We start from the raw sequence: 21,210 nt of genomic DNA, 5'->3' as shown, positions 1-21,210 counted from the left end.
GAATCCTCCCCCTTCCCGCACAGAACCCCGGGTTCCACACGAAGATCCGGGTTCCACACGAAAAGACGAGGCTGAATGCCGATCCACGTCCCCTCCGAGTGCCTAGCGCTCCTCACTCCGCTCCCAGGCAAGATCATCGCGCTGGAGCCCGTCCCTCACTTCGCCGACGAGTTCTTCGAGAACATCTTCAAGGAAGAGCACTCCCAACACCCGCCGGGCATCATCGACGACGAGGGCGCAGTGAGTCCCCGTTTTTTGCATATAACGCAAAGCGTCCTCGACCTCGTCCTCGGCATTGACGGACCCCATCTTGCGGATCCTCCACGGGGTGACCGGCACATCGCGCTCCTCGGCCTTCGCATAGAGCACGTCCTTGAGATGCAGGTAGCCTGTGATCGCGCCCTCCTCATTGGTGATGGGGAAGCGCGAAAATCCCGTGACCGCGACTTCGCGTTCCACCTGTGCGGGCGTCGTCGTGCTCTCCAAAGTGATGAGCTCATCGAGGGGAACCATTGCGCTTTGTGCGGACTCCTCTGAGAACTCAAGAGCGCCGCTCAACAACCCCAAATCATCCGAGAGAGCTCCCTGGGCGGCAGACACTTCAACGATGGAGGCGACCTCCTCCGTCGTAAAAGTCGCCGTGATCTCAGATTTAGGTTCCACGCCGAACAGCTGCACGAAACGGTTCGCGAACTCGTCCATGGCGCGGATGATCGGCCGAAGAAGGTGGCCGATGGCGACAAGCACCGGCGCAAGCAGCAGGAGCATCCGCGCAGGATTCGCAATCGACACATTCTTCGGGACCATCTCAGCGAAAACGACGTGCAGGAACAAGACGAGGGCGAGGGCGAGAAGAAAAGCGACGAGGTGGGCCGAAGAGGCAGAGGCACCTAAAGCTGCCAAAGGCTCTTCCACGAGCTTGACGATCGCAGGTTCTGCCACGAGGCCAAGAGTCGTTGACGCGATTGTCACTCCGAGCTGACAAATCGCGAGCATGAGGGAAACATGCTCAAGGGCGTACATCGCATGAGCGGAACCGCGCGCCCCCTCGGCTTTCAGGGCCTCGATCTGGGAACGTCGAGTCGAAGTCGTCGCGAACTCCCCCGCGACAAAGAAGGCATTGAGCAAGAGGAGGGTAAAGGTGACGATCAGTCCCCAGGCGATATTCATAGCTCCACCTCCTCCTCTTCTGCGGCTTCGGGCGGGGCGATCGCGATCTGAGTGATACGCCGTCCTTGCATCTGCACGACTTCCAAGGTGTATCCCTCAACGACCACGACATCACCGACTTGGGCGACGCGTCCAAGTTCAGCCATGACAAGACCTGCGAGAGTGTCGTAGGCCCCGTCCTCGGGAAGAGTGATCCTGGTGCGTTCGGCGAGCTCATCAGGACGCAGGAGGCCGGGAACGAGAATTTGCCCGTCGGAGCGGGTGCGGATCCCCCTTCGGCGCCCATCGTGCTCGTCGGACACCTCACCGACGATTTCCTCGATAACGTCCTCGAGGGTGACCACTCCAGAGACCCCTCCATATTCGTCGACGACGACCGCCATCTGGAGGCCTTCGTCGCGCAACTGAACCATGAGCGGCCCGATCGGCACGGTCTCAGGTACAGAGGGGGCTTCCGCCAAAAGCGATGAGGACACGACGGGAACTTCCGCGCGGCGCTCGAAAGGCACCGCGATCGCGCGTCTGAGGGAGACGAGGCCGATGATGTCGTCCAGGTCATCGCCGATCACGGGGAAACGGGAGTGGCCGCTTTCGTGGGAGAGGGCCACGACATCGGCTGCGGTGGCGGTGGATTCGAGGATGCGCATGCGCCCCCGGTCCGTCATGACGTCGACCGCGGTCAGATCCGAAATGCGGATCGCATTCATGAGGAGCGAGGCCGTGGAGGTGTCGATCGTTCCTTCCTGCGCGCTGTAGCGCAGCATCGCTTCGAGTTCGGAGGCTGAGCGGGCAGAGGAGATCTCCTCTTGGGGCTCGATACCCATGAGGCGCAAGACCCCGTTCGCCGTCCCGTTGAGGACGAGGATCAGGGGTTTGACTGCGCTGGTGAACAGTGTCTGGAAGGCGACGACGAGCCTGGCGGTTTTGAGCGGATGGGCGAGCGCAAGGTTTTTCGGGACGAGCTCGCCGAAAAGCATCGAAAAAGCGTTGATGACAATAGCCGCGATGATTGCGGCCGCGCCGCTCGCGAGGGCGTAGGCGAGGCCCGTGCTCACAAGCCCCTTCGAGAGGAGATCCGCGAGAGTGGATTGTGTCGTGTAGCCCAGGAGGATCGTCGTCAAGGTGATGCCGATCTGGGCTCCGGACAGTTGAGTCGATAAGGTGCGCGTCGCCGTGAGGACGGCTTTCGCCCGCGGGTCTCCTTGTGCGGCGCGCTTCTCAACGATTGCCTGGTCGAGGGCGACGAGGGAGAACTCGGCAGACACGAAGATGAAAGTCCCCGCTGTGAGGACGACGCCGAGTAGGAGCATGAGGAGGTCAAAGAGCACTGGGGCTCCTTGAAGGCAGAGAACGGGAGGGGAGAATCCGGGTTGGGTGATGCGATGTATCACCCGTACTGTCTACGTCCATCGCTCGTCAGTCTACCGGGGAGGAGAACAGCTCCGCCTGTCCGGGAGCGTGCGCATCTCACCCGCCGCTCGTCGAAGGGCGCGGGGTGCGCCCCGTCTATTCGAGAGCCTGTTCTTCCTTTCTGGATCGAGTGCAGCACTAAGAACTTCCTTCAAATGCTTCTCAATTCCTCCCCACGCAATTGCAAATTCATCTCGTTCTTCTTTTAAAGCAACGCCGAAGCCTCGTCAAATCTCAGCAAATCCGGGCCTTTAGGCCTAGATCGCACCTATGCTGGCGTCAAGGCTTCGATGACGAGCAAAAGGAGATCCGCGTGGCCACCAGCGAGCAGGAGCAGCCAGGAGCGGAAAACTGGTACATCCAGCGTATGCGAGAGGCCTATCTCGCCGACCCCGCATCCCTCGACGAATCATGGCGTCGCTACTTCTCCACCCAATCCGCACCCCCGCAGCTCCGCGCCGCCAAACCCCCGCTGTCCCCACTCCAGCGCGAGCAGGAAACAGCGCAAGCCCCCACCAACGCCCTCATCCTCGCTGAGGAAGCATTCGCCCAGGACACAGCGCAAACGGGAACGAACGAGGAATCCGTCACCCGATCCGACCTCCCCCCGGCCCCGCCCTCGATGATCGCTGAAGCGAGCAGCCCCTACACCCGCCAGCTGCGCACCCACTCCGCATCGATGCGCAGTTCGAACACTCTCAACGAGGACGAAAGCGCGCTCCTCAAAGGCGTTGCCAGAGCAACCGCGCGCAACATGGACGACTCCTTATCCATCCCCACCGCAACCTCTCAACGCCAGATCCCCGCAAAACTCCTCATCGAGAACCGAGCCCTGCTCAACGCCCACCTTGCGCGCACAACCGGCGGGAAAGTGTCCTTCACCCACCTCATCGGATACGCCCTCGTCGAAGCACTATGCGAAATGCCCGAACTCAACGTCCGCTATGAGATGACAGGCACAAAACCCACCATCCACCGCCACGCGCACGTCGGCCTCGGCCTCGCCATCGACGTCGCCATGAAGAACGGCGAACGTTCCCTGATGGTGCCCGTCATCCACGACGCCGACACCCTGACCTTCATGGAGTTCGTCGCCGCCTACCAAGACATCGTCCAACGCGCCCGCACGGGCGAACTGACAACCGCCGACTTCGCAGGCGCGACCATCACCCTGACGAACCCGGGAACCTTGGGCACGACCACTTCCGTGCCTCGCCTCATGAACGGCCAAGGCGCGATCATCGGTGTTGGTGCCACCGACTACCCCGCCCAATACCGGGGGGTTTCCGCCAGGAGGCTCGCCTCCATGGCGATCGGTAAGACGATGTACCTGTCATCCACCTACGACCACAGGATCATCCAAGGCGCGGCCTCGGGGCGTTTCCTCGGCCTCATCGACAAGAAGCTCTCAGGCGTTGAAGGCTTCTACGAGAGGGTCTTCACTTCCTTGCACGTCCCCGTCAGCCCCTACGCCTGGGAAGCGGACGTGGAGTACGACCCCGAACGGGAAAAGGGCAAGCCAGCCCGCATCGTTGAACTCATCCACGCTTTCCGCTCGCGCGGCCACCTCGCAGCCGACACCGATCCCCTCGCCTACCGGGTGCGCCACCACCCCGACCTCGATATGACGCGCTACGGCCTGTCCGTCTGGGACCTCGACCGGCCCTTCCCCACCGGGGGTTTCGGGGGAGTCGACCAGATGCTCCTGCGCGACATCCTCACCCGCCTGCACGACACCTATTCGCGGTCCCTCGGCATCGAATACATGCACATCCAAGACCCCGAGCAGCGTGCCTGGGTCCAAGAACGCATCGAAGGCCCCTACGAGGCGCCCTCAGCGGCTGAGCAACGACACATCCTGCAAACCCTCATCCGCGCTGAAGCCTTCGAAGAGTTCCTCCAAACGAAGTTCGTCGGCCAAAAGCGTTTCAGCCTCGAAGGCGGGGAGTCCCTCATCCCCCTGCTCGACGAGATTCTCGCCCGCTCAGCCCGCAACGGCCTTCACGAAGTCGCTATCGGTATGGCCCACAGGGGCCGTCTCAACGTCCTCGCGAATATCGCGGGCAAGTCCTACGGGCAGATCTTCTCCGAATTCGAAGGCCACCAGGATCCCTCAACCGGGCAGGGCTCAGGGGATGTGAAGTACCACCTGGGCACCTGGGGCGTGTACTCCCTGGACGATGGTGTCGCGACGAAGGTGTACATGGGGGCCAACCCCTCTCACCTCGAAGCGGCCGACGGGGTCCTCGAAGGGATCGTACGGGCCAAGCAAGAGGAGCTCGGCGACCCCGAACTGCCGATCATCCCCGTCCTCGTTCACGGCGATGCCGCCTTCATCGGCCAGGGCGTCGTCCAAGAGACCCTCAACCTCAGTCAGTTGAGCGGCTACAAGACCGGGGGCACGATCCACGTGATCGTCAACAACCAGATCGGTTTCACGACCGGCCCGACCTCGGGGCGCTCCACCCGTTACCCGACCGACCTCGCCAAAGGCCTGCAGATCCCGATCCTGCACGTCAACGGCGACGACCCCGAAGCGGTCGTCCGCGCGGCCGCCCTCGCCTGGGAGTACCGCACCGCGTTCCACAAGGATGTCCTCATCGACATGGTCTGTTACCGGCGGCGAGGACACAACGAGGGCGACGACCCCTCAATGACTCAGCCCGTCATGTACGAGCTCATTAACCGCATCCCCTCCACGCGCGCCGTCTACACGCGTAATCTTGTTGGTCGCGGTCAACTCACCGAAGCAGAAGCCCAGGCCTCCATCGCCGAGTACGAAGAAGAACTCTCCCGCATCCTCGAAGAGACCCGCGAAAAGCGGCTCTCGACCACAGCCGAGGGCGCCGAAGCTTCAGCTGACAAAGCCCCGGGCACAGCCCCGGCGGGTTTTGGCTCACCAGCGGGCGAAGAGGCGGTCCCCAACTGGGTCGCGCACGAATCCCAGCTGCCCGGACGAGGAATGATGATCGGATGGCAGTCCTGCGCCTCAGAGGACCTCATCCGCAGGATCGGAGATGCGCACACCGCCTTCCCCAGCGGTTTCACGCCCCACCCGAAACTCGCGCAATTGTGCGAACGGCGCCGCGACATGGCCTATGGAACCCGCCCCATCGACTGGGGATTCGCGGAGCTCCTCGCATTCGGGACCCTCCTCATGGAGGGCACGCCGATCCGCCTGTCCGGCGAAGATGTCCGCCGCGCGACCTTCGTCCAGCGTCACGCGGTCCTACACGACTTCCTCGACGGAAGAGAGTTCACTCCCCTCCAGTTCCTCACCGCCGACCAGGCGCGCTTTGACGTCTATGACTCTCCCCTCTCCGAATACGCGGTCCTCGCCTTCGACTACGGCTACTCAGTGGAGCGCCCCGACGCCCTGACCATTTGGGAAGCACAATTCGGGGATTTCGCGAATGGTGCGCAGACCGTCATCGACGAGTTCATCTGCTCTGCTGAACAGAAGTGGGGACAGCGTTCTTCGCTCGTCATGCTCCTGCCCCACGGCTACGAAGGGCAGGGGCCCGACCACTCCTCAGCCCGCATTGAGCGCTACCTCCAGCTCGCCGCCCAGGACAATATGTGGATCGTTCAACCCTCCACTCCGGCGAACCACTTCCATATGCTGCGCCGTCAGGCCTACCAGCGGCCCAGGCGCCCGCTCATTGCTTTCACTCCGAAACAGCTGCTGCGTTTGAGCGCCGCGACCTCCAGCATTGAAGAATTCACCTCCGGTTCTTTCCGCCCCGTCATTGACGAAATGGATCTTTCAATCGATCCTTCGGCGGTGACTCGCGTCCTCTTATGCTCTGGTCGCGTCTACTATGACCTTCTAAGAGAACGCGAGGCGCGCTCCGATCGTTCAACCGCGATTGTGAGGCTCGAGCAGCTCTACCCGCTCCCGGAAGCCGAGATCCGCGAGGTTCTCGACGCCTACCCGTCCGCTCAGGTCTCCTGGGTCCAGGATGAGCCCCGGAATCAGGGCGCGTGGCCGTTCCTCGCTCTCAATATGTTCATGGAGTGGTCGAAGCCCGTCCGCCTCGTTTCGAGACCGGAATCGGCGACGACTGCGGCCGGACGCGCGTCCCTTCACAAGGCGCAGAACGCCGATCTGATCGCGCGCGCATTCGACCGCTAGACCCGAAGGGGGCGGTATGCGCCTGTGCGTCATCGGCGACGAGCTCGTTGCCGGCACCGGGGACCCGCGAGGGCTCGGATGGGTGGGGCGCGTCCTCGCGCGCTCGAAGTTCAGTGAGCCGCCAACACTGATGACGCTCGCCTCCCCGGGGGAGACGACGAAGGATCTGTGCGCCCGTTGGGAGGGTGAAGTCATGTCGCGCCTGTCCTCCGGCGGACCCCGGGGCCTGCTCGTCCACATCGGTGCAAACGATATCCTCGCGGGCCTGAGTTCGGCGCGTTCACGCCTCAACCTTGCAAATATCACCGATCGAGCGACGGCCCTGGGGATCCCCTGCTTCGTCATCGGCCCCGCTCCCCTGGCCGGAGTTGATCATCACAGTGTCAAAGAGCTTTCGCGCTCTTGCGCAGAGGTCTGCCAACGCCGGGGCCTGCCCTATGTCGATCTCGCCACTCCTCTGGCCACCCACGATCAGTGGTTCGAAGACATGGCGGCATCGCGCGCTCAAAGCGCCTCGGGACTGACCTTGCCGGGACAGTCCGGCTATGCTCTCATCGCCTGGCTCATCTTGCATTCGGGCTGGTACGAGTGGACGGGGGCTGAGCCTCAGGACTGACCCTCGTTCTCCTCTCCTCATTGTGTGTGGGCTCCTCCAAGAAGCAAGAGACTGCCCCAGCGCACGAGGGCGGACACCGCTGTGCCGAAAACGACGGGAACGATCCTCGAACCGCAGTACTCACAGTGCAAGACCTCAGGATCGCTCCTGCACAGCCACAAGCGGGAGAGGCGACGAAGGCGGGAAGGGGAGCGCCGATCCTGCGCAGTGTTCGTTCATGCGTGACTTCCACGCCCCATTGCCCAGCACTGTCATCGAATGGCACTCTGATCTTGTCCTGCTATTCCTCAGGATTCCTCAGTCCTGGGGATAATGGGGAGCCTGGGGGGCGAGCGAACAGCCAGGCTTCCTCATACCAGGGGATGATGAGACGAGGACGGGCCAACGACTAACGTGGGGGCGTGCCACAGCCCCGACTCCCCTCCTTTCGCGGCGCCGATCTTGTGAGCGCAGGCCTCCTCGGCCTCGTCACTGCCACGAATCTGCATGCATTCACGCCCCCGCTCTCCAGTGTCGGCGAAGCCCTCGGCCCCGAGGCTGAGCTTCCTCTCTTCGGGGTCTTCACCCTGGTGTGCTGCGCGGCATTAGCGGTGCGAACGCGCCACTCCTTACTTTCTGTGATCCTCATTGAGGGGATGCTCGCCCTCCATCTGCTCGTTTTCAACTCCCTCTCTGTGCTCTCCATCGTGCTCTGCCTCGTGGCGGCTGAGACGATCGGGTCGAGAATCGCCCGCCCCTGGTCGTGGGGGCTGCTCGCAGTCCTGGCCCTCGGATCGGCTGCGACGGCGTTAAGGGTCTCCCCCCTGTTCAATGAGGAGATTGCGCTGTTCACGCGCCTGTTCTTCGTCCTCATCGCCGCCTGGTCCCTCATCGGGGTGGCCTACTTGTGGGGGCTCAACGGGCGCAGGAGACGCGACCGGGTGGAGCAGGCGATCGCCCGAGCCGAAGAGCTCGCGGCCCATGCGGAGGATCGCAGGCGTCTGGCCGTCGTTGAGGAGCGTCAAAGGATCGCTCGTGACGTCCACGATCTCCTCGGGCATTCCCTGGCGGTCATTGGAATGCAGGCCGAAGGGGCCCGGGCGATGCTCGCCGCCGACCCGACTCGGGCCGAGGAGGCCCTCGCCACGATCGGGGAGTTGAGCCGGGTCGGCATTGATGACCTCAGACGTCTCGTTGATGTCTTAAGGGAGGAGGAGTCCGAACAGGTGGACTCTTCGGTTGGGATTGAGGGTCCTGGCGTCCCTCTTCTCGCAGGCGAGTGTTCTTCAGGGAGAGCCCCCTTAGCACCTGAGACGCGCACAGGACTTGAAGGGCTCATCGGCCTTGTCGAGCGGGTTCGTGCTGCCCAACTCGACATCCGTTTGACCCTTGAGGCGGATTCTTCTGTCCCGGCCTCAGTGGATGCGGCGTGCTCGGGGATCGTGCACGAGGCCTTATCCAATGCTATGCGTCATGGCGCTGGCCCCGTCCTCGTCGATATGAAGGTGCGGGCCGAGGGTGTCGATGTGTCGGTGTGCTCTGCGCAGAAAGTCTGCGCCCCTCAAGACGGCTCTCACGCTCCTCAGGACGGCTCTCACGCTCCTCAGGACGTCTCCAAGGCCGGGGACGGGCCCCGGGTCGGGACGGGATTGACGACGATGCGTGAGCGCGCCGAAGCCCTTGGCGGTACCTTCCACGCCGCTCCGAGAAGTGATGGGCGTTGGCTCGTGCGTGCCCACTTGCCCGCCGAAGGCCCGGGCAGCGGAAAGGAGAAGAAATGATCCGCATTGGGATGGCCGACGATGAGCCCTTGTTCTTAGCGGGACTTGCGATGCTCCTGGACGCGCAAGAGGACATGGAGGTTTCCTGGCGGGCCGGGAATGGGAAAGAGGCTCTCGACTTGGCGGCCCGCTCCTCCGTCGATGTTCTCCTCCTCGACGTGCAAATGCCCCTCTGCGATGGTCTGGAGGCGACGCGGCGCTTCGTCTCCCGGGGGCTGTCCGGCAGGATCGTCATCCTCACGACCTTCGACACCGAGGGCTATGTCCTTGGCGCCATTGAGGCGGGAGCTTCGGGTTTCCTTTTGAAGAACACCCCTCCGCAGAGCCTCATTGACGCGATCCGCACGCTCGCCTCCGGAGACTCGGTGATCTCCCCCGGACCGACGCGCCGTCTGATCCGCGCGATGCGCGAAACCACGGCCCCGAGCCGGACTTCAAGGGAGCGTGCCCCGAGCGAGCCCGTCTCAGCTGAGTTAACCGAAAGGGAAGTGGAGGTCCTCGCCCTTATCGCGCAGGGGCTGACGAACCAGGAGATGTGCGACCGATTGTGGGTGTCCATGCCGACGATCAAGACGCATGTCTCGCATCTGCTTGTGAAAACGGGGGCTCGAGACCGCGTCCAGCTCGTCTTGTACGCGCTGCGCACCGGGGTTGCCGACCTCGATTCGGTCCTCGCTCAAGGACACTGATCTTCTTCACCCATGCTCGCCTCTTCAAGCGCGACTTGCCCGGCTCTTGCGGACGCTTCCCCGGAGCGGTGAAAAGGCGGCGATACGCCACAAGTCGGCTCGTGTGACACCCCTGCTCCCCCGCGCAAACTCGCTTCGGCGGGGGGAAAATCCGGCGCTTGCGGAGGCTTTTTCCGGATATGCGAAAACCCGGCGACAACAGTCACCGGGTCTTACGCGATTCTTCTCGGCTCAGGCGTTCGGACGCTTGCCGTGGTTCGCGCCACCCTTGCGACGATCGCGACGCTTGCGGCCCCTCTTCGACATGTGGATCTCCTCATTGCTCTCAGTGAACTGGGCTAGTTTCGCACAGATCACGCCTCGAGGCCAACACCACGAGCACCACGGAGACGGGCCTCACGTCCGCGCCCCATCAGGGCTGTGACTTAGGCGGCGTGTTCAGCGTGTGAAGGAATTAATCGAGAGGTGCAATGCCGTGGCGATCCTCGTTTCAAGACCGTCAGGCGCATCCGATTCGAAACAGGAACGCAGGTAGACGCGCAGGTGACGTTCAGCGGCAAGAGCATCAGCACAGTGCTCGCATCCGGTCGCGGGGGCGAGGAGCACGAGACGTTCAGCCGCATCCGGCCCCTCGAGTTCACCAGAGTCAATCGAGACCCGCAGCTGTTCGCATTCCTCACAGTCGATGAGGGCGAAAAGCACCGCTTCGACTTCTTCACAACTGCGTTCAGGAGCATCAGGCACCTGGTGCAAGGCACGCCCGTCCTCGTCCATGCTGTCGATCATGCGTTCACTCATTGTGCCCTCCGATCCCATACTCGGCCGCCACATGCGCTAAAGAGCGGCGCAAGGCGGCCCGCCCTCGGTGCAGACGGGACATAACGGTGCCGATCGGGATTCCCAGAGTCGCCGCGATCTCCTTGTAGCTCAGCGAATCCACATCGGCGAGGACGACGACCATGCGCTGTTCCTCGGAGAGGGCATCGAGTGCTTCCTTCACCGCTTCGGAGGGCATTTGCGCAAGAGCCTCGACCTCGGCAGACTTCAAGCCGATCGGGTCGTGGGAGGCCGCTTCGGCGAGCTGCCAATCCTCCACTCCTTCCGTTGAGGCCCTGGCGGGTGAACGCTTCGCCTTGCGGTAGTGGGAGATGTAAGTGTTCGTAAGAATCCTGTAGAGCCAAGCGGTGATATTCGTGCCCGGCTCGTACTGGTGAAACCTCGAATAGGCTTTGAGATAGGTCTCTTGAACAAGGTCTTCTGCGTCGGCCCGGTTCCGGGTCATTCCGAGAGCCGCACCGAAAAGCCTGGAGGCGAGGGGCAGTGCTTCGGCGGCAAATCGGGCATCGAGTTCGGCGGACGAGGAGTCCGCTTCTGGCGCACTGTGCTCCGAGTGCTGCGCGCTCGTGTCCGCGCTCGCTGTGGTCGTCGGCAGGGAAGTCATCGGCTCCCAGGGTAGTCGGACCTGTGATCCGCGCGCTCGCCTGCACGCCGAGAGCGAGTCCTTTCCACTTGGCTCTGGCGCTTCTGGGCGCTATATCCGCACCCGAAGAGCGTCCCACTCCCCTGCGTCCCTTCACCGCATCCGCGTCTGGGGAGTGCATAAACCCACGCTCTCGCTCGCAGGGGAGGGGGGATGCGCTCATGGAAAAGTCAACGGCCAAACGCCTGACCCTATTCCGAGGATCTGTCAGATGTGGTCGACGAAACACCCGGCTCTGGCCGACAATGGAAGACATGAACCTCCTGCGTCTCGTAGCCCGCCCTCTGCTCGCCGCACCCTTCCTCGTTGATGGGTTCTCAGCACTGCGCTCCCCCTCGGAGCACGTGGACCGGGCGCACGCCGTCGTGCCCCTCGTTGAGAAACTCACTCCGGGTCTCACCATTGATGATGAGGATCTGCGTGTGACGACTCGCGTTCTGGGCGTGGTGATGATCGGTGCGGGTACGGCCTTCGCCCTCGGAAAGGCTCCACGCACCTCAGCGGCCATTCTCGCCGGACTCGCAGCGCCAATGGCCTTCGTGAATGCACCCGTGTGGGACGCGGAGTCGAAGGAGGAGCGCTTCGAGACGATGAAAGAGCTGAATAAGCGTTTGGCACTCGTCGGCGCTTTGGCGATCGCCTCAATGGATCGCGTGGGTCGGCCATCTGCGGCGTGGAGGCGCTCATATTCTCGTCAACACCGCCGTGCGCTCCTCGAGGCGCGCGCCGCCGGACGCCAGAGCCTCACCCAGTCACACACTCACTCCTGAGCGAGGCCCCTCGCCTGTGAGTTCCTCGACATCTAAGACCCCCAATTCCCCTGTCGATCCCACGGTTTCGTCCTCGTCCATTGGGGCCCCAGAAGCATCACCGCGCTCAGAGTCTTCCCCCGTCTCCCCCTGGTTGGCGCCTTCCGCTTCGGGGCCCCTGAACGCGTGTGTGAGGCTTCCCGGTTCGAAGTCGCAAAGCGCCCGCTTCCTCTACCTCGCTGCGGTCGCTTCTGGCCCCTCGCGTCTTCGCGGGGTCTTGGACTCGCGCGACACCCGTCTGCTCGTCAGCGCATTGGAGACTCTGGGAGCACACTTCGAGAGCGAAGAGGAGGGGTCGATCCTCGTTCACCCTCTGGATCTGCACGCCTGTCTTGGTGAAGCTCGCGTGGCTATCGAGTGCGGGCTTGCGGGCACGGTCATGCGTTTCCTGCCGCCACTCGCAGCGCTCTTCCACACGCCGGTCCGTTTCGATGGCGACCCCGCTGCTCGTCGACGCCCCCTCGCTCCACTCCTCGATACCCTCTCCCACCTGGGCGCACATATCGAATTCGAGGGCGAGCCCGGCTTCCTCCCCTTCACTGTGACTGGTCCGCTGCGCGCGCCCGCCGATGGTGTGCTCCGCGTCGATGCTTCCGCCTCTTCACAATTCCTCTCAGCGATGCTCTTGCTCGCCCCCCTGCTCGGCGTTCCCCTCATTGTTGAAGCGCCGGGCCGCGTCGTTTCTCTTCCCCACGTTGAGATGACCTGCGAGGCCCTGCGCCGCTGCGGTTGTGTAGTTGAACAGATCAACGAGGACGGGGGCGAGCCCCTTTCATGGCGCGTTCTTCCGGGTGCCCCTCGTCCTCAAGAACTCTCAGTCGAGCCGGACCTGTCCAATGCCGGTCCTTTCCTCGCGGCAGCGATGATCTGCGGGGGGAGGGTGAGGGTCCAGGATTGGCCAGAACGCACGAAGCAGGCGGGCGACGCGTGGAGGCAGCTCCTTACCGACATGGGAGGGCTCGTCGAACGCGAAGGCTCGGATCTGGTCGTCACCGGACCCGACGGAGGGCGTATCCGGGGAATCGACATTGATATGTCGCAGATTGGGGAGCTCGCACCGACCCTCGCCGCCCTCGCGGCCTGTGCGAGTTCACCCTCGTCGATCCGTGGGATCGCGCATCTTCGGGGCCATGAGACTGATCGTCTCGCCGCGCTCGCGCACGAGCTTCGCGGGGCCGGCTGCGGGGTTGAGGAACTCGCAGATGGCCTGGAGATCATTCCCGCTCCCCTGATTCCGGGGCTGCGCAGAGCCTACGGCGATCATCGGATGGCGACCTTCGCGGCGATCATCGGTTTGAAAGCTCCCGGCACGAGCCTTGACGATATCGCTTCAACCTCGAAAACGATTCCCGGTTTCGCCCGAATGTGGGAGGAGCTGCTGGGCACTTCAGGAGAACGCTCATGAGACGCGACACCGGTACCGATGATCCCCGCGTCCGCGTGCGCGCCGGCAAGTCCTCGCGTCCGAGGACGAAAGTGCGCCCCGACCGTTCGAAAGCACCGATCGGGCAGGTGATCGCGATTGACCGGGGCCGCTATCGGGTACGCCTCAAAGACCAGGGGATCGAGGTCCAGGCGGTTCGCGCGAAGGAACTCAAACGCGGCTCGGTCATCATGGGTGATCGTGTGCGCGTGACCGGGGATCTTTCGGGTCGGGTCGACACTCTCGCGAGGATCGTCGCCGTTGAAGAGCGTTCGACGGTCCTTCGCCGTTCCCTTGAAGATGCGCCCGATCTCAAGGGAGAAAAAGCGATTGTCGCGAACGCGGAGCTCATGTGCATTGTTGTAGCACTGGCGGATCCGCCGCCGCGCACGGGGATGATCGACCGTTGCCTCGTTGCGGCCTATGAGGCGAGGATGAGGCCGATCCTGTGCTTGACGAAAACAGATCTCGCCCGGCCTGATGAGCTGCTCGAGGCCTACCGTCCCTTCGATGTGACGACGATCGTGACGAGCGCCGATAACCTGGATTCTGTGGACGAGTTGCGCCGCGAGTTGGAGGGGCGTTTCTCGGTCCTGGTCGGTCATTCGGGGGTCGGGAAGTCAACGCTCATTAATGCGCTGGTTCCCAGTGCGAATCGCGCGGTCGGCCATGTCAACGAGGTCACCGGGCGAGGTCGCCACACTTCCACTTCTTCTGAGGCTTTTGAGCTTGCGGGCGGTGGGTGGATCGTCGACACGCCGGGGGTGCGTTCCTTCGGCGTGGGGCATGTGTCGGTGGAGGATATTCTCTCTGTTTTCCCCGAGGTCGGTGAGGCCACCGGGTACTGCCTGCCCTTGTGTTCCCATTCTCGTGAGGAGCCCTCGTGCGCGATCGACGCCTGGGCGAAGGGGCATTCGCCTTTTGAGCCGGTCGAGGAGGAAGTCTCGGCGAAGAGGAAGAGCATGGCCGAGTCCGCGCGTCGTCTGCTCGCTTCGGTCGCGACTGCGGAGGCGGTCTCGAAGGCGGCGCGCTGAACCCTTGGGGCAGGGTTTTCCCGTCCTAAGGTTTGGGCCGTTCACTTCTCGGGGCTTGTCGTTTCTCGGGGGCGGGGTGTTTTTGCGTCCTAAGGTTTGGGTCGTTCACTTCTCGGGGCTTTTCGCTTCTCGGGGCTTGTCGTCTCTCGGGGACAGGGTGTTGCGTTTCCCGAGGGCTTTCACCTCCCAAGGCCGGGATGTTGCATTTCCCGAGGTCTTTCACCTCCCGAGGCCGGGGGCGTCCGTCCTCGCGAAGGTTACTGCTTGTTCTGACGGATTTCGCTTCCCGGGACCGGGGCGTCCACCTGAGCGCAGAAGGCACCACATGCCACGCTGGGGCGATACCTTTGGAGCATGACCACTGACGCGCGCTACAACGACGATCTCAGACTCGCTCATGTCCTCGCCGACCAGGCGGACGCCATTACCCTCGCCCGCTTCGGCGCCCAGGATCTCGTTGTCGATTCCAAACCCGATCTCACCCCCGTCACGGATGCTGATCGCGCCGTCGAAGATATGATCCGCTCCCAGCTGGCGCATACGCGCTCTCGTGACAGTGTCGTCGGCGAAGAGCGTGGAACGAGTGGCCACGCGAGTCGGCAGTGGATCATCGACCCGATCGACGGCACGAAGAACTTCGTGCGCGGAGTGCCCGTGTGGGCGACCCTGATCGGCCTCGTCGAAGACGGGGAGGTCGTGATGGGCGTCGTCTCCGCTCCCGCATTGAAGCGCCGCTGGTGGGCCGCGAAGGGGCAGGGTTCTTTCGCTGGAACCTCGCTGTTCAAGGGCCGCAAGCTCAGTGTCTCCTCCGTGGCGGAGCTGTCCGACGCTTCACTGTCCTACTCTTCTTTGGACTCGTGGCTCCACGCCGAGCGCGGCGGGGAGTTCTTGAGGATGCAGTCTCAGTTCTGGCGCACTCGCGCGTACGGCGACTTTTGGAGTTACATGCTCGTCGCCGAGGGCGCGGTCGATGCCGCCTGCGAGCCCGAGCTTGAGCTCTACGATATGGCGGCTCTCGTCCCGATCGTCACCGAGGCCGGTGGACGTTTCACCTCGCTTCGCGCAGAAGAGGGGCCCTGGGGTGGGAACGCTCTTGCAACGAATGGTCTCCTTCATGAGCGTCTTCTCCGCATTCTCGATTGGCCAGGATTCGCCGCCTCAGACGAGGAGTAGGCGAACAAGCCCCGCCTGAGGGGCTTCACTTCCAGCTGCTTGTATGTCGATAGTTGCGTTCAAAGACTCTGCCTGAGGGGACCTTCGGTTTCACCTGTCATACGTTGAAAAGCTCTGCCTGAAGGGGCTTCGCTTCCACCTTCTTGCATGTCGAAAACGCCTTGGAAGGCTGTGTATCACGGGTTTTCAGTGGCGCAGGGGTGGGTGAAAGGTGCTACTGCGCAGTCTTCGGAGCAAACCCTGAGCTTGGATCGAATGGCTGGCCTCATCTGGGGTACCGCCGTGTCCTCTTCGTAGTGGTACCCCGTTCAGGCTCGGAGAAGCAGGATTCGACTCCCTGGTCCGCAGATGCACGTGGGCTTCGAGATACTTGGAGCATGAGGATCCTTCACACCTCCGATTGGCATATCGGACGTACTCTCCACGGGCAAGACCTTTCCGACTCTGTCGATGCCTTCTTCTCCTGGCTTCTTCAGCTCGTCGAGGCGCGCTCGATCGAGCTCGTCCTCATCAGTGGAGACCTCTTCGACCGTGCGGTGCCACCCCTGAACGCCCTCGCGAGAACCTCGAAGATGCTCGAAGAGCTCAGTGCGAAGGCCCGCGTCATCATCACTTCAGGCAACCATGACAGTGCGACGCGCCTGGGGCTTTTTTCCCCCATGTTGGATCAGCGCCTCGTCGTGACGACCGGGGTCGACACGATCGGCACCGCCGTCGAGCACGGGGGCCCAGGGGGCTGTCTGATCTACCCGATCCCTTATTTGGAGCCGGATCTTGTCCGCCAAGAGCTCTCCGATCTTGCTCCACTCGACTCTGGTCTTCCCGCTCCCCTGCCCCGCTCCCATGAGGCCGTCGTCGCGGCCGCTCTTCGGCGAGTCCGCGCCGATCTTGAGCTTCGACGGGAAGCGGGCGATCAGCGTCCGGCGATCATCATGCTTCACGAGTTCTTGACCGGGGGCGCCCCATCAGATTCGGAGCGGGTAATCGAGGTCGGCGGAGTGGGCTGTGTGCCAGCCGCTGTGCTCGACACTCTCGGCGGGGAAGAGCAGATTGACTTGGGTGTTGTTTACGCAGCGCTCGGGCACTTGCACCGTCCCCAGAGCATTTCGGGGGCCCGGATGCCCCTGCGATATTCAGGGTCCCCCATCGCCTATTCCTTCTCCGAGGCGGGCGTCGATAAGTCCGTTGTCCTCCTCGATGTGCACGGGGACTCGTGCGAGATTGAGCTCGTACCAATTCCGGTTCACAGGCCCCTCGCCCTCCTCAGGGGAACGATGGAAGACCTGCTGGCCGATCCGGATCCTGCGCTCGTCAACGCCTATTGTTCGATCAGCGTCACTGACGATGCTCGACCGCAGCAGATGGTTTCCCGCATCCGCGAGGTCTACCCCCACGCCCTCGTCATCCTTCACGAGTCCGCGATCCGATCCTCGATCCCCTCTGGGGCGCCGGGCGTGCGCTCCAGGGCCCCGCAGGAGGTGACTCTCGACTTCTTTGCGGCCGTTGGCGGCAGGGAACTCGATGCGAGGGAAGCCCAGATCGTCTCGGACGTGTGGACGGATATGAGGAAGGAGGGGCTCCAATGAGGCTCCACAGACTCGCTTTCACCGCGATCGGCCCCTTCGCCGACACTGAGGTCATCGACTTCACGGTCTTCGACGATGCGGGGCTCTTCCTCTTAGCCGGGCCGACGGGCGCGGGCAAGTCGATGCTCATCGACGCGATCGTCTTCGCTCTCTACGGTGATGTCGCCCGTCAATCGGATGCGTCGACACAGCGTCTACGCTCCGACTACGCCTCACCCCGGGTCCATAGCGAGGTCGACCTCATCTTTGAAACCCCTGCCGGGATCTATCGTGTGACCCGGACTCCGAAGTATGTGCCGAAGGGGAATAAATCTGCTCGGAACTCTCAGGCGAGCCTCGTACGCGTCATCGAAGACCCCTCCTGTCCGGAGGGATACCGCACCATTGAGGGAATTGAACGCGGTGCCCGCCAGATCTCTTCGGAGATCAAGCGGATCGTCGGTCTGACGAAGGAGCAGTTCTTGCAGACTGTTGTCCTCCCTCAAGGCAAGTTCGCCGAATTCCTCACCGCGAAGTCTGAGGATCGCGAGTCCATTCTGCGCGATATCTTCGAAACGGGTGTCTATCTCGACTTCCAAAAGCGCCTCGTCAGTGAGGCAAACTCCGGCAAGGCCCGGCTTCTCACCGCCGAAGAAGAGTGCCTGCGCGCTTTCGGGGCGCTTGAGCGCCTGGAATTGAAAGACATTGAGGTCCCCGCACCTCTTGGGACACCTTCAGCATCCCTTGAGGCTCCTTCCATGTCCCCTGAGGCTCCTTCACTGTCCCCCGAGGCTCCTTCACCGGAGCCTGAAGATCACGCTTCCCTTGCCCCCATGGATCCTCTGGCCGATGAGGGGTGGGCCCGAGAACGCGCCGAACACATCGTCTCCACTGCCGAAAAGCTTCTCGACCAGGCCCGGGCCTCCCAACCGCCCCTCATTGAAGCTGCAGAAAAGGCCGCTCAAGCCCTCGCCCAGGCGAAGGAGGATCGGGCCCTCGTAGAGGAGAGGACTCGTCTCCTCGAAGAGAAGACGGCTCTTGAAGCCCAGAGCCCCGCTATCGCCGCCACTCGCCAGAAGATCGAGCAGGCCCGCCGTGTCGCAGCGATCCTGCCGAGCCTTGAGCAGCGAGATCAGGCACTCGCCGCCCGAAAGGCTGCTCACACGCAGGCTCTCCACTCTTTGACAGCCTGCAGCGCCGCCCAGATCCTCACCTTCGATGAGGCCTCTTTGAGCGAAGAACTCGCTCGCTCTTTCCTTCCCCAGATCGAAAACCACAAGGAGTTGAGAACCGAGGAGCGTGCACGGATTCGTGAGCTCCTCGCCCTCGAAGCCGGACTCCAGGATCGTCGACACGCCCTTGAGGCCCGTGTTGACAAGCGCGCAGCACTCGAAGCGACAATTGCGCACCTCGACGAGCAACTCGCAGAGTCACCACAGCGAATTGCGATGGGGGAAGAAGCATTGGAGGCGATGGCCTCTGAGATTAACGGACTCGAAGGGGTCGAGGGAGCCTTGGAGCGGGTGAAAGCCCGGATGAGCGCCGCCCAGGATGCGCTCCGCCTCATTGAGGAGATGAAAGCTGCTTCCCAGGCGCTCGGCGAAGCGAAAGCCGCAGCCCGTGACGCGCAGATCACAGCGATGATCGCCCATGAGCAGTGGCTCAATCAGACGGCGAGCGCCCTCGCCCAGGACCTTGAGGAGGGCCAGGCCTGCCCGGTGTGCGGTTCCCTCGAGCACCCCTCCCCCATGCCCGCCCTTGAAGGTGAGGACCTGTCACGAGACGCAATCACCCTCCTCGACCGGGCGAAGACTCAAGCGGATGAGCGTTTCACAGCGGCTTCAAGCGCGCACCTGGCCCTGGTGGAGGCTGTGAAAGAAGCGAATGGGCGGGCCGGAGGCGACGCGGCCTCGATCTCTTTGGAACTCGAGGAGGCCCAGAAGGCGGTCGAAAGGCTCTTCGCGGTCAAGAAACTCAAGGCGGAGCTGGAAGCGGATCTGAAGAAAGCACGTGAAAAAGAGGCCGCTGTGAAGGAGCAACGCTTAGCGGCCAGAGTCGAGCTCGTGGAGAGACGAGTGGAGATCACCTCCATGCGAGAATCCCTCGAAGCGGATGAGCGCAGATGCGCTGAGGCCGCGGGGAAGGCCGAATCACTGGGCGACCTGGATGACGCACTCACTCGCGCTCTCACCCTCTTGAAGGAAGCTTCCTCAGGACTGAGCGAGTTCCTCCACTGTTCGCAGCTCGCAGCTTCAGCACATGAGAGGGCTCTATCGGCTTTGGACGAAGGGGGTTTCGAAGACACTCCTGAAGCGCACGATGAGATCCGTTCACTCCATGCGAGCGAAAAACAGATCACGGCTCTCGAAGCTGAGGTTTCCGCTTACGATTCCACGCTCGGGGCTGTGACTCAGCTGCTCGCCTCTTCGCGCCTTTCCCGCGCGGAAGGTCTTGTGCCGGCAGATGAAGAGCCTTTGCGTGAGGCTCTGAATGAGGCGAAGAAACGCCAAGACGAGGCGCAGCGTCGACTTGGCTCCTTGGAACAGGCCCTGAAGCAGATCCAGAGCGCCGAGGTGGATTTCTCGCATTCCCTCTCCCAGCTTCATGAAGTCCGTGACAGCTTCGGCCCCCTCAAGCGACTCGCCGGGATCGCAGACGCCTCTTCGAAAGAGAATCTCCTCCAGACTCCGCTGTCCGCGTGGGTTCTCGTCTCTCGCCTCGATGAGGTTTTGGCGGCGGCAAATCCTCGGCTCTTGTCCATCTCCTCGGGGCGCTACGAACTCGTCTCAACTCCCGATGATGGGACGCGTTCTCGACGTTCAGGCCTCGGCCTGGCGATCGTCGACCACGACACCGAAGAGACGCGTTCGCCGCGGACCCTGTCCGGGGGCGAGAGCTTCTACACCTCTTTGTCCCTCGCACTCGGCCTGGCGGATGTGGTGACGGCCGAGGCCGGGGGCATTGAGCTGCGCACGATGTTCATTGACGAAGGTTTCGGTTCTCTCGATTCTGCGACTCTGGAACTCGTGATGGCCGAGCTCCACGAGTTGAGGGATTCGGGGCGAGTCGTCGGCGTGATCAGTCACGTGGATGAGATGGCCCGGCAGATCCCCGACAGGATCACCGTGACGCCCAGTGGGCGCGGAGGTTCGCGCTTGTCGGTTACCGGCTGAGCCGATGAGTATCTGGGCAGATGAGTCCCTGAGCGCCCGCGGCAACCAGGGGTGAATCACTGAGCGCCAGAGGCGACTAGGACTGAATCACTCAAGGGGCGAGGCGGTCGAGAGCCGCTCTGAGTCACCCAGGAGCCAGCTCAGTCCAAAGGCAGTTCGGCAAGCGACTATTCGGGATTCCTCGGGCGAAGCTAGTCTCTCGGCGAGCAAGTGCGCAGGGCCTTCCCCTCGCCCGCCTCGAGTGTTCTCCTCACGGGCCCTGCCTCGGGGGTATTCCTCGAAGTCATGCGCCGTAGCGCCTGCCTCACAGGCCGAGCGCCCTTGCGAGGCTCTCCCTTTCGCTGACGTCGAACCATTCGAGTGCATGCTCCCACAAGGCCGCCACAGCCTCATCAGCCTCATCCTGCTCGCTCGCCTCGACGACCTTGAGCACAGCGGGGGCCGCCTCGCCAGAATCCGCGAGGATTGCGACGACCTCGCTCCAAGAAACAGCGATTTCGGCAGTCTCAACGACCCCCTCGCCCTCGCCTTCGCCCTCGAGAGCAGTATCGGCGACATCTGCGGCTGCGATCAGACGCACCATCGGCTCGCCCTCACGCTCTCGCAGCTCCATCAAGGACACGAGGGCAGCCTCGGTCTGGGCATCGTCTTCCAGGACCTCGATCGTCTCCGAGTCCGCTGCGTTCGGCGCGATGACCGTGAAGCCCCTGCGCGAAGACAAGGAATCACCGAGAAGTTCAGAGCCGAGAAGAGGAAGATAGACGCGCATACGC

General features: G+C 62.9%; 16 protein-coding genes. 10 read left to right on the top strand and 6 right to left on the bottom strand.

Features of this window, described 5'->3' with window-relative positions:
* Positions 1–102: 102 nt before the first annotated feature.
* Positions 103–1,170, bottom strand: a complete 1,068-nt coding sequence (locus tag FFA61_RS02595; protein ID WP_005961917.1) for a CNNM domain-containing protein — start codon at positions 1,168–1,170, stop codon at positions 103–105.
* Complete coding sequence (locus FFA61_RS02590; protein ID WP_040313686.1) at positions 1,167–2,480, bottom strand: hemolysin family protein; 1,314 nt, start codon at positions 2,478–2,480, stop codon at positions 1,167–1,169. Before FFA61_RS02590 ends, FFA61_RS02595 begins: the two co-directional genes overlap by 4 nt.
* A gap of 467 nt (positions 2,481–2,947) precedes the next feature.
* On the opposite strand from FFA61_RS02590, the gene FFA61_RS02585 reads away from it, so the two are divergent.
* The 4 genes from FFA61_RS02585 (at position 2,948) to FFA61_RS02570 (ending at position 9,780) form a co-directional block, all read left to right on the top strand.
* The gene (locus FFA61_RS02585; protein ID WP_242600888.1) at positions 2,948–6,715 is read left to right on the top strand and encodes a multifunctional oxoglutarate decarboxylase/oxoglutarate dehydrogenase thiamine pyrophosphate-binding subunit/dihydrolipoyllysine-residue succinyltransferase subunit; all 3,768 of its coding nucleotides are present in this window, start codon (positions 2,948–2,950) and stop codon (positions 6,713–6,715) included.
* Positions 6,716–6,731: 16 nt separating this feature from the next.
* Positions 6,732–7,331 (top strand): GDSL-type esterase/lipase family protein, encoded by a 600-nt coding sequence (locus tag FFA61_RS02580; RefSeq protein WP_005961922.1) that lies wholly within the window; start codon positions 6,732–6,734, stop codon positions 7,329–7,331.
* Between the two features lie 401 nt (positions 7,332–7,732).
* Entirely contained in the window at positions 7,733–9,091 is a 1,359-nt protein-coding gene (locus FFA61_RS02575; protein ID WP_051057789.1) for a sensor histidine kinase, read from the top strand.
* Positions 9,088–9,780 (top strand): response regulator, encoded by a 693-nt coding sequence (locus FFA61_RS02570; RefSeq protein WP_005961925.1) that lies wholly within the window; start codon positions 9,088–9,090, stop codon positions 9,778–9,780. The genes FFA61_RS02575 and FFA61_RS02570 overlap by 4 nt, the downstream gene beginning before the upstream one ends.
* Before the next feature lie 231 nt (positions 9,781–10,011).
* Here FFA61_RS02570 and FFA61_RS09580 read toward each other — a convergent pair whose 3' ends face one another.
* From FFA61_RS09580 to FFA61_RS02555, 3 genes are all read right to left on the bottom strand, one after another.
* Positions 10,012–10,086, bottom strand: coding sequence for a 50S ribosomal protein bL37 (locus FFA61_RS09580; RefSeq protein WP_131247257.1), 75 nt, complete (start codon positions 10,084–10,086; stop codon positions 10,012–10,014).
* A gap of 132 nt (positions 10,087–10,218) precedes the next feature.
* A complete protein-coding gene (locus FFA61_RS02560; protein ID WP_138588751.1) occupies positions 10,219–10,578 on the bottom strand; it encodes an anti-sigma factor in 360 nt (119 codons plus the stop codon).
* Positions 10,571–11,221 carry a sigma-70 family RNA polymerase sigma factor gene (locus FFA61_RS02555; protein WP_005961929.1) on the bottom strand — a complete coding sequence of 217 codons (651 nt, stop codon included), beginning with the start codon at positions 11,219–11,221 and terminating at the stop codon, positions 10,571–10,573. The genes FFA61_RS02560 and FFA61_RS02555 overlap by 8 nt, the downstream gene beginning before the upstream one ends.
* Before the next feature lie 293 nt (positions 11,222–11,514).
* Here FFA61_RS02555 and FFA61_RS02550 point away from each other — a divergent pair, with 293 nt between their 5' ends.
* From FFA61_RS02550 to FFA61_RS02525, 6 genes are all read left to right on the top strand, one after another.
* Positions 11,515–12,030 (top strand): DoxX family protein, encoded by a 516-nt coding sequence (locus tag FFA61_RS02550; RefSeq protein ID WP_040313503.1) that lies wholly within the window; start codon positions 11,515–11,517, stop codon positions 12,028–12,030.
* Positions 12,031–12,199: 169 nt separating this feature from the next.
* Positions 12,200–13,474 (top strand): 3-phosphoshikimate 1-carboxyvinyltransferase, encoded by a 1,275-nt coding sequence (gene aroA, locus FFA61_RS02545; RefSeq protein ID WP_005961933.1) that lies wholly within the window; start codon positions 12,200–12,202, stop codon positions 13,472–13,474.
* Positions 13,471–14,526: a ribosome small subunit-dependent GTPase A gene (rsgA, locus tag FFA61_RS02540; RefSeq protein ID WP_005961935.1), complete on the top strand. Its 1,056-nt coding sequence runs from the start codon at positions 13,471–13,473 to the stop codon at positions 14,524–14,526. Before aroA ends, rsgA begins: the two co-directional genes overlap by 4 nt.
* Before the next feature lie 354 nt (positions 14,527–14,880).
* Positions 14,881–15,699: a histidinol-phosphatase gene (gene hisN, locus FFA61_RS02535; RefSeq protein ID WP_005961937.1), complete on the top strand. Its 819-nt coding sequence runs from the start codon at positions 14,881–14,883 to the stop codon at positions 15,697–15,699.
* A gap of 377 nt (positions 15,700–16,076) precedes the next feature.
* On the top strand, positions 16,077–17,285 hold the full coding sequence (locus tag FFA61_RS02530) for an exonuclease SbcCD subunit D (RefSeq protein WP_005961939.1): 1,209 nt from the start codon (positions 16,077–16,079) through the stop codon (positions 17,283–17,285).
* Positions 17,282–20,437, top strand: coding sequence for an AAA family ATPase (locus FFA61_RS02525; protein WP_005961941.1), 3,156 nt, complete (start codon positions 17,282–17,284; stop codon positions 20,435–20,437). The genes FFA61_RS02530 and FFA61_RS02525 overlap by 4 nt, the downstream gene beginning before the upstream one ends.
* Before the next feature lie 304 nt (positions 20,438–20,741).
* On the opposite strand, the gene FFA61_RS02520 is transcribed toward FFA61_RS02525, so the two are convergent.
* On the bottom strand, positions 20,742–21,206 hold the full coding sequence (locus tag FFA61_RS02520) for a DUF6912 family protein (protein ID WP_005961943.1): 465 nt from the start codon (positions 21,204–21,206) through the stop codon (positions 20,742–20,744).
* Positions 21,207–21,210 lie beyond the last annotated feature (4 nt).

This window comes from Schaalia cardiffensis F0333, assembly GCF_005886435.1.
Classification (GTDB): Bacteria; Actinomycetota; Actinomycetes; order Actinomycetales; family Actinomycetaceae; genus Pauljensenia; species Pauljensenia cardiffensis.
This window is presented reverse-complemented; position numbering and strand designations above follow the sequence as displayed.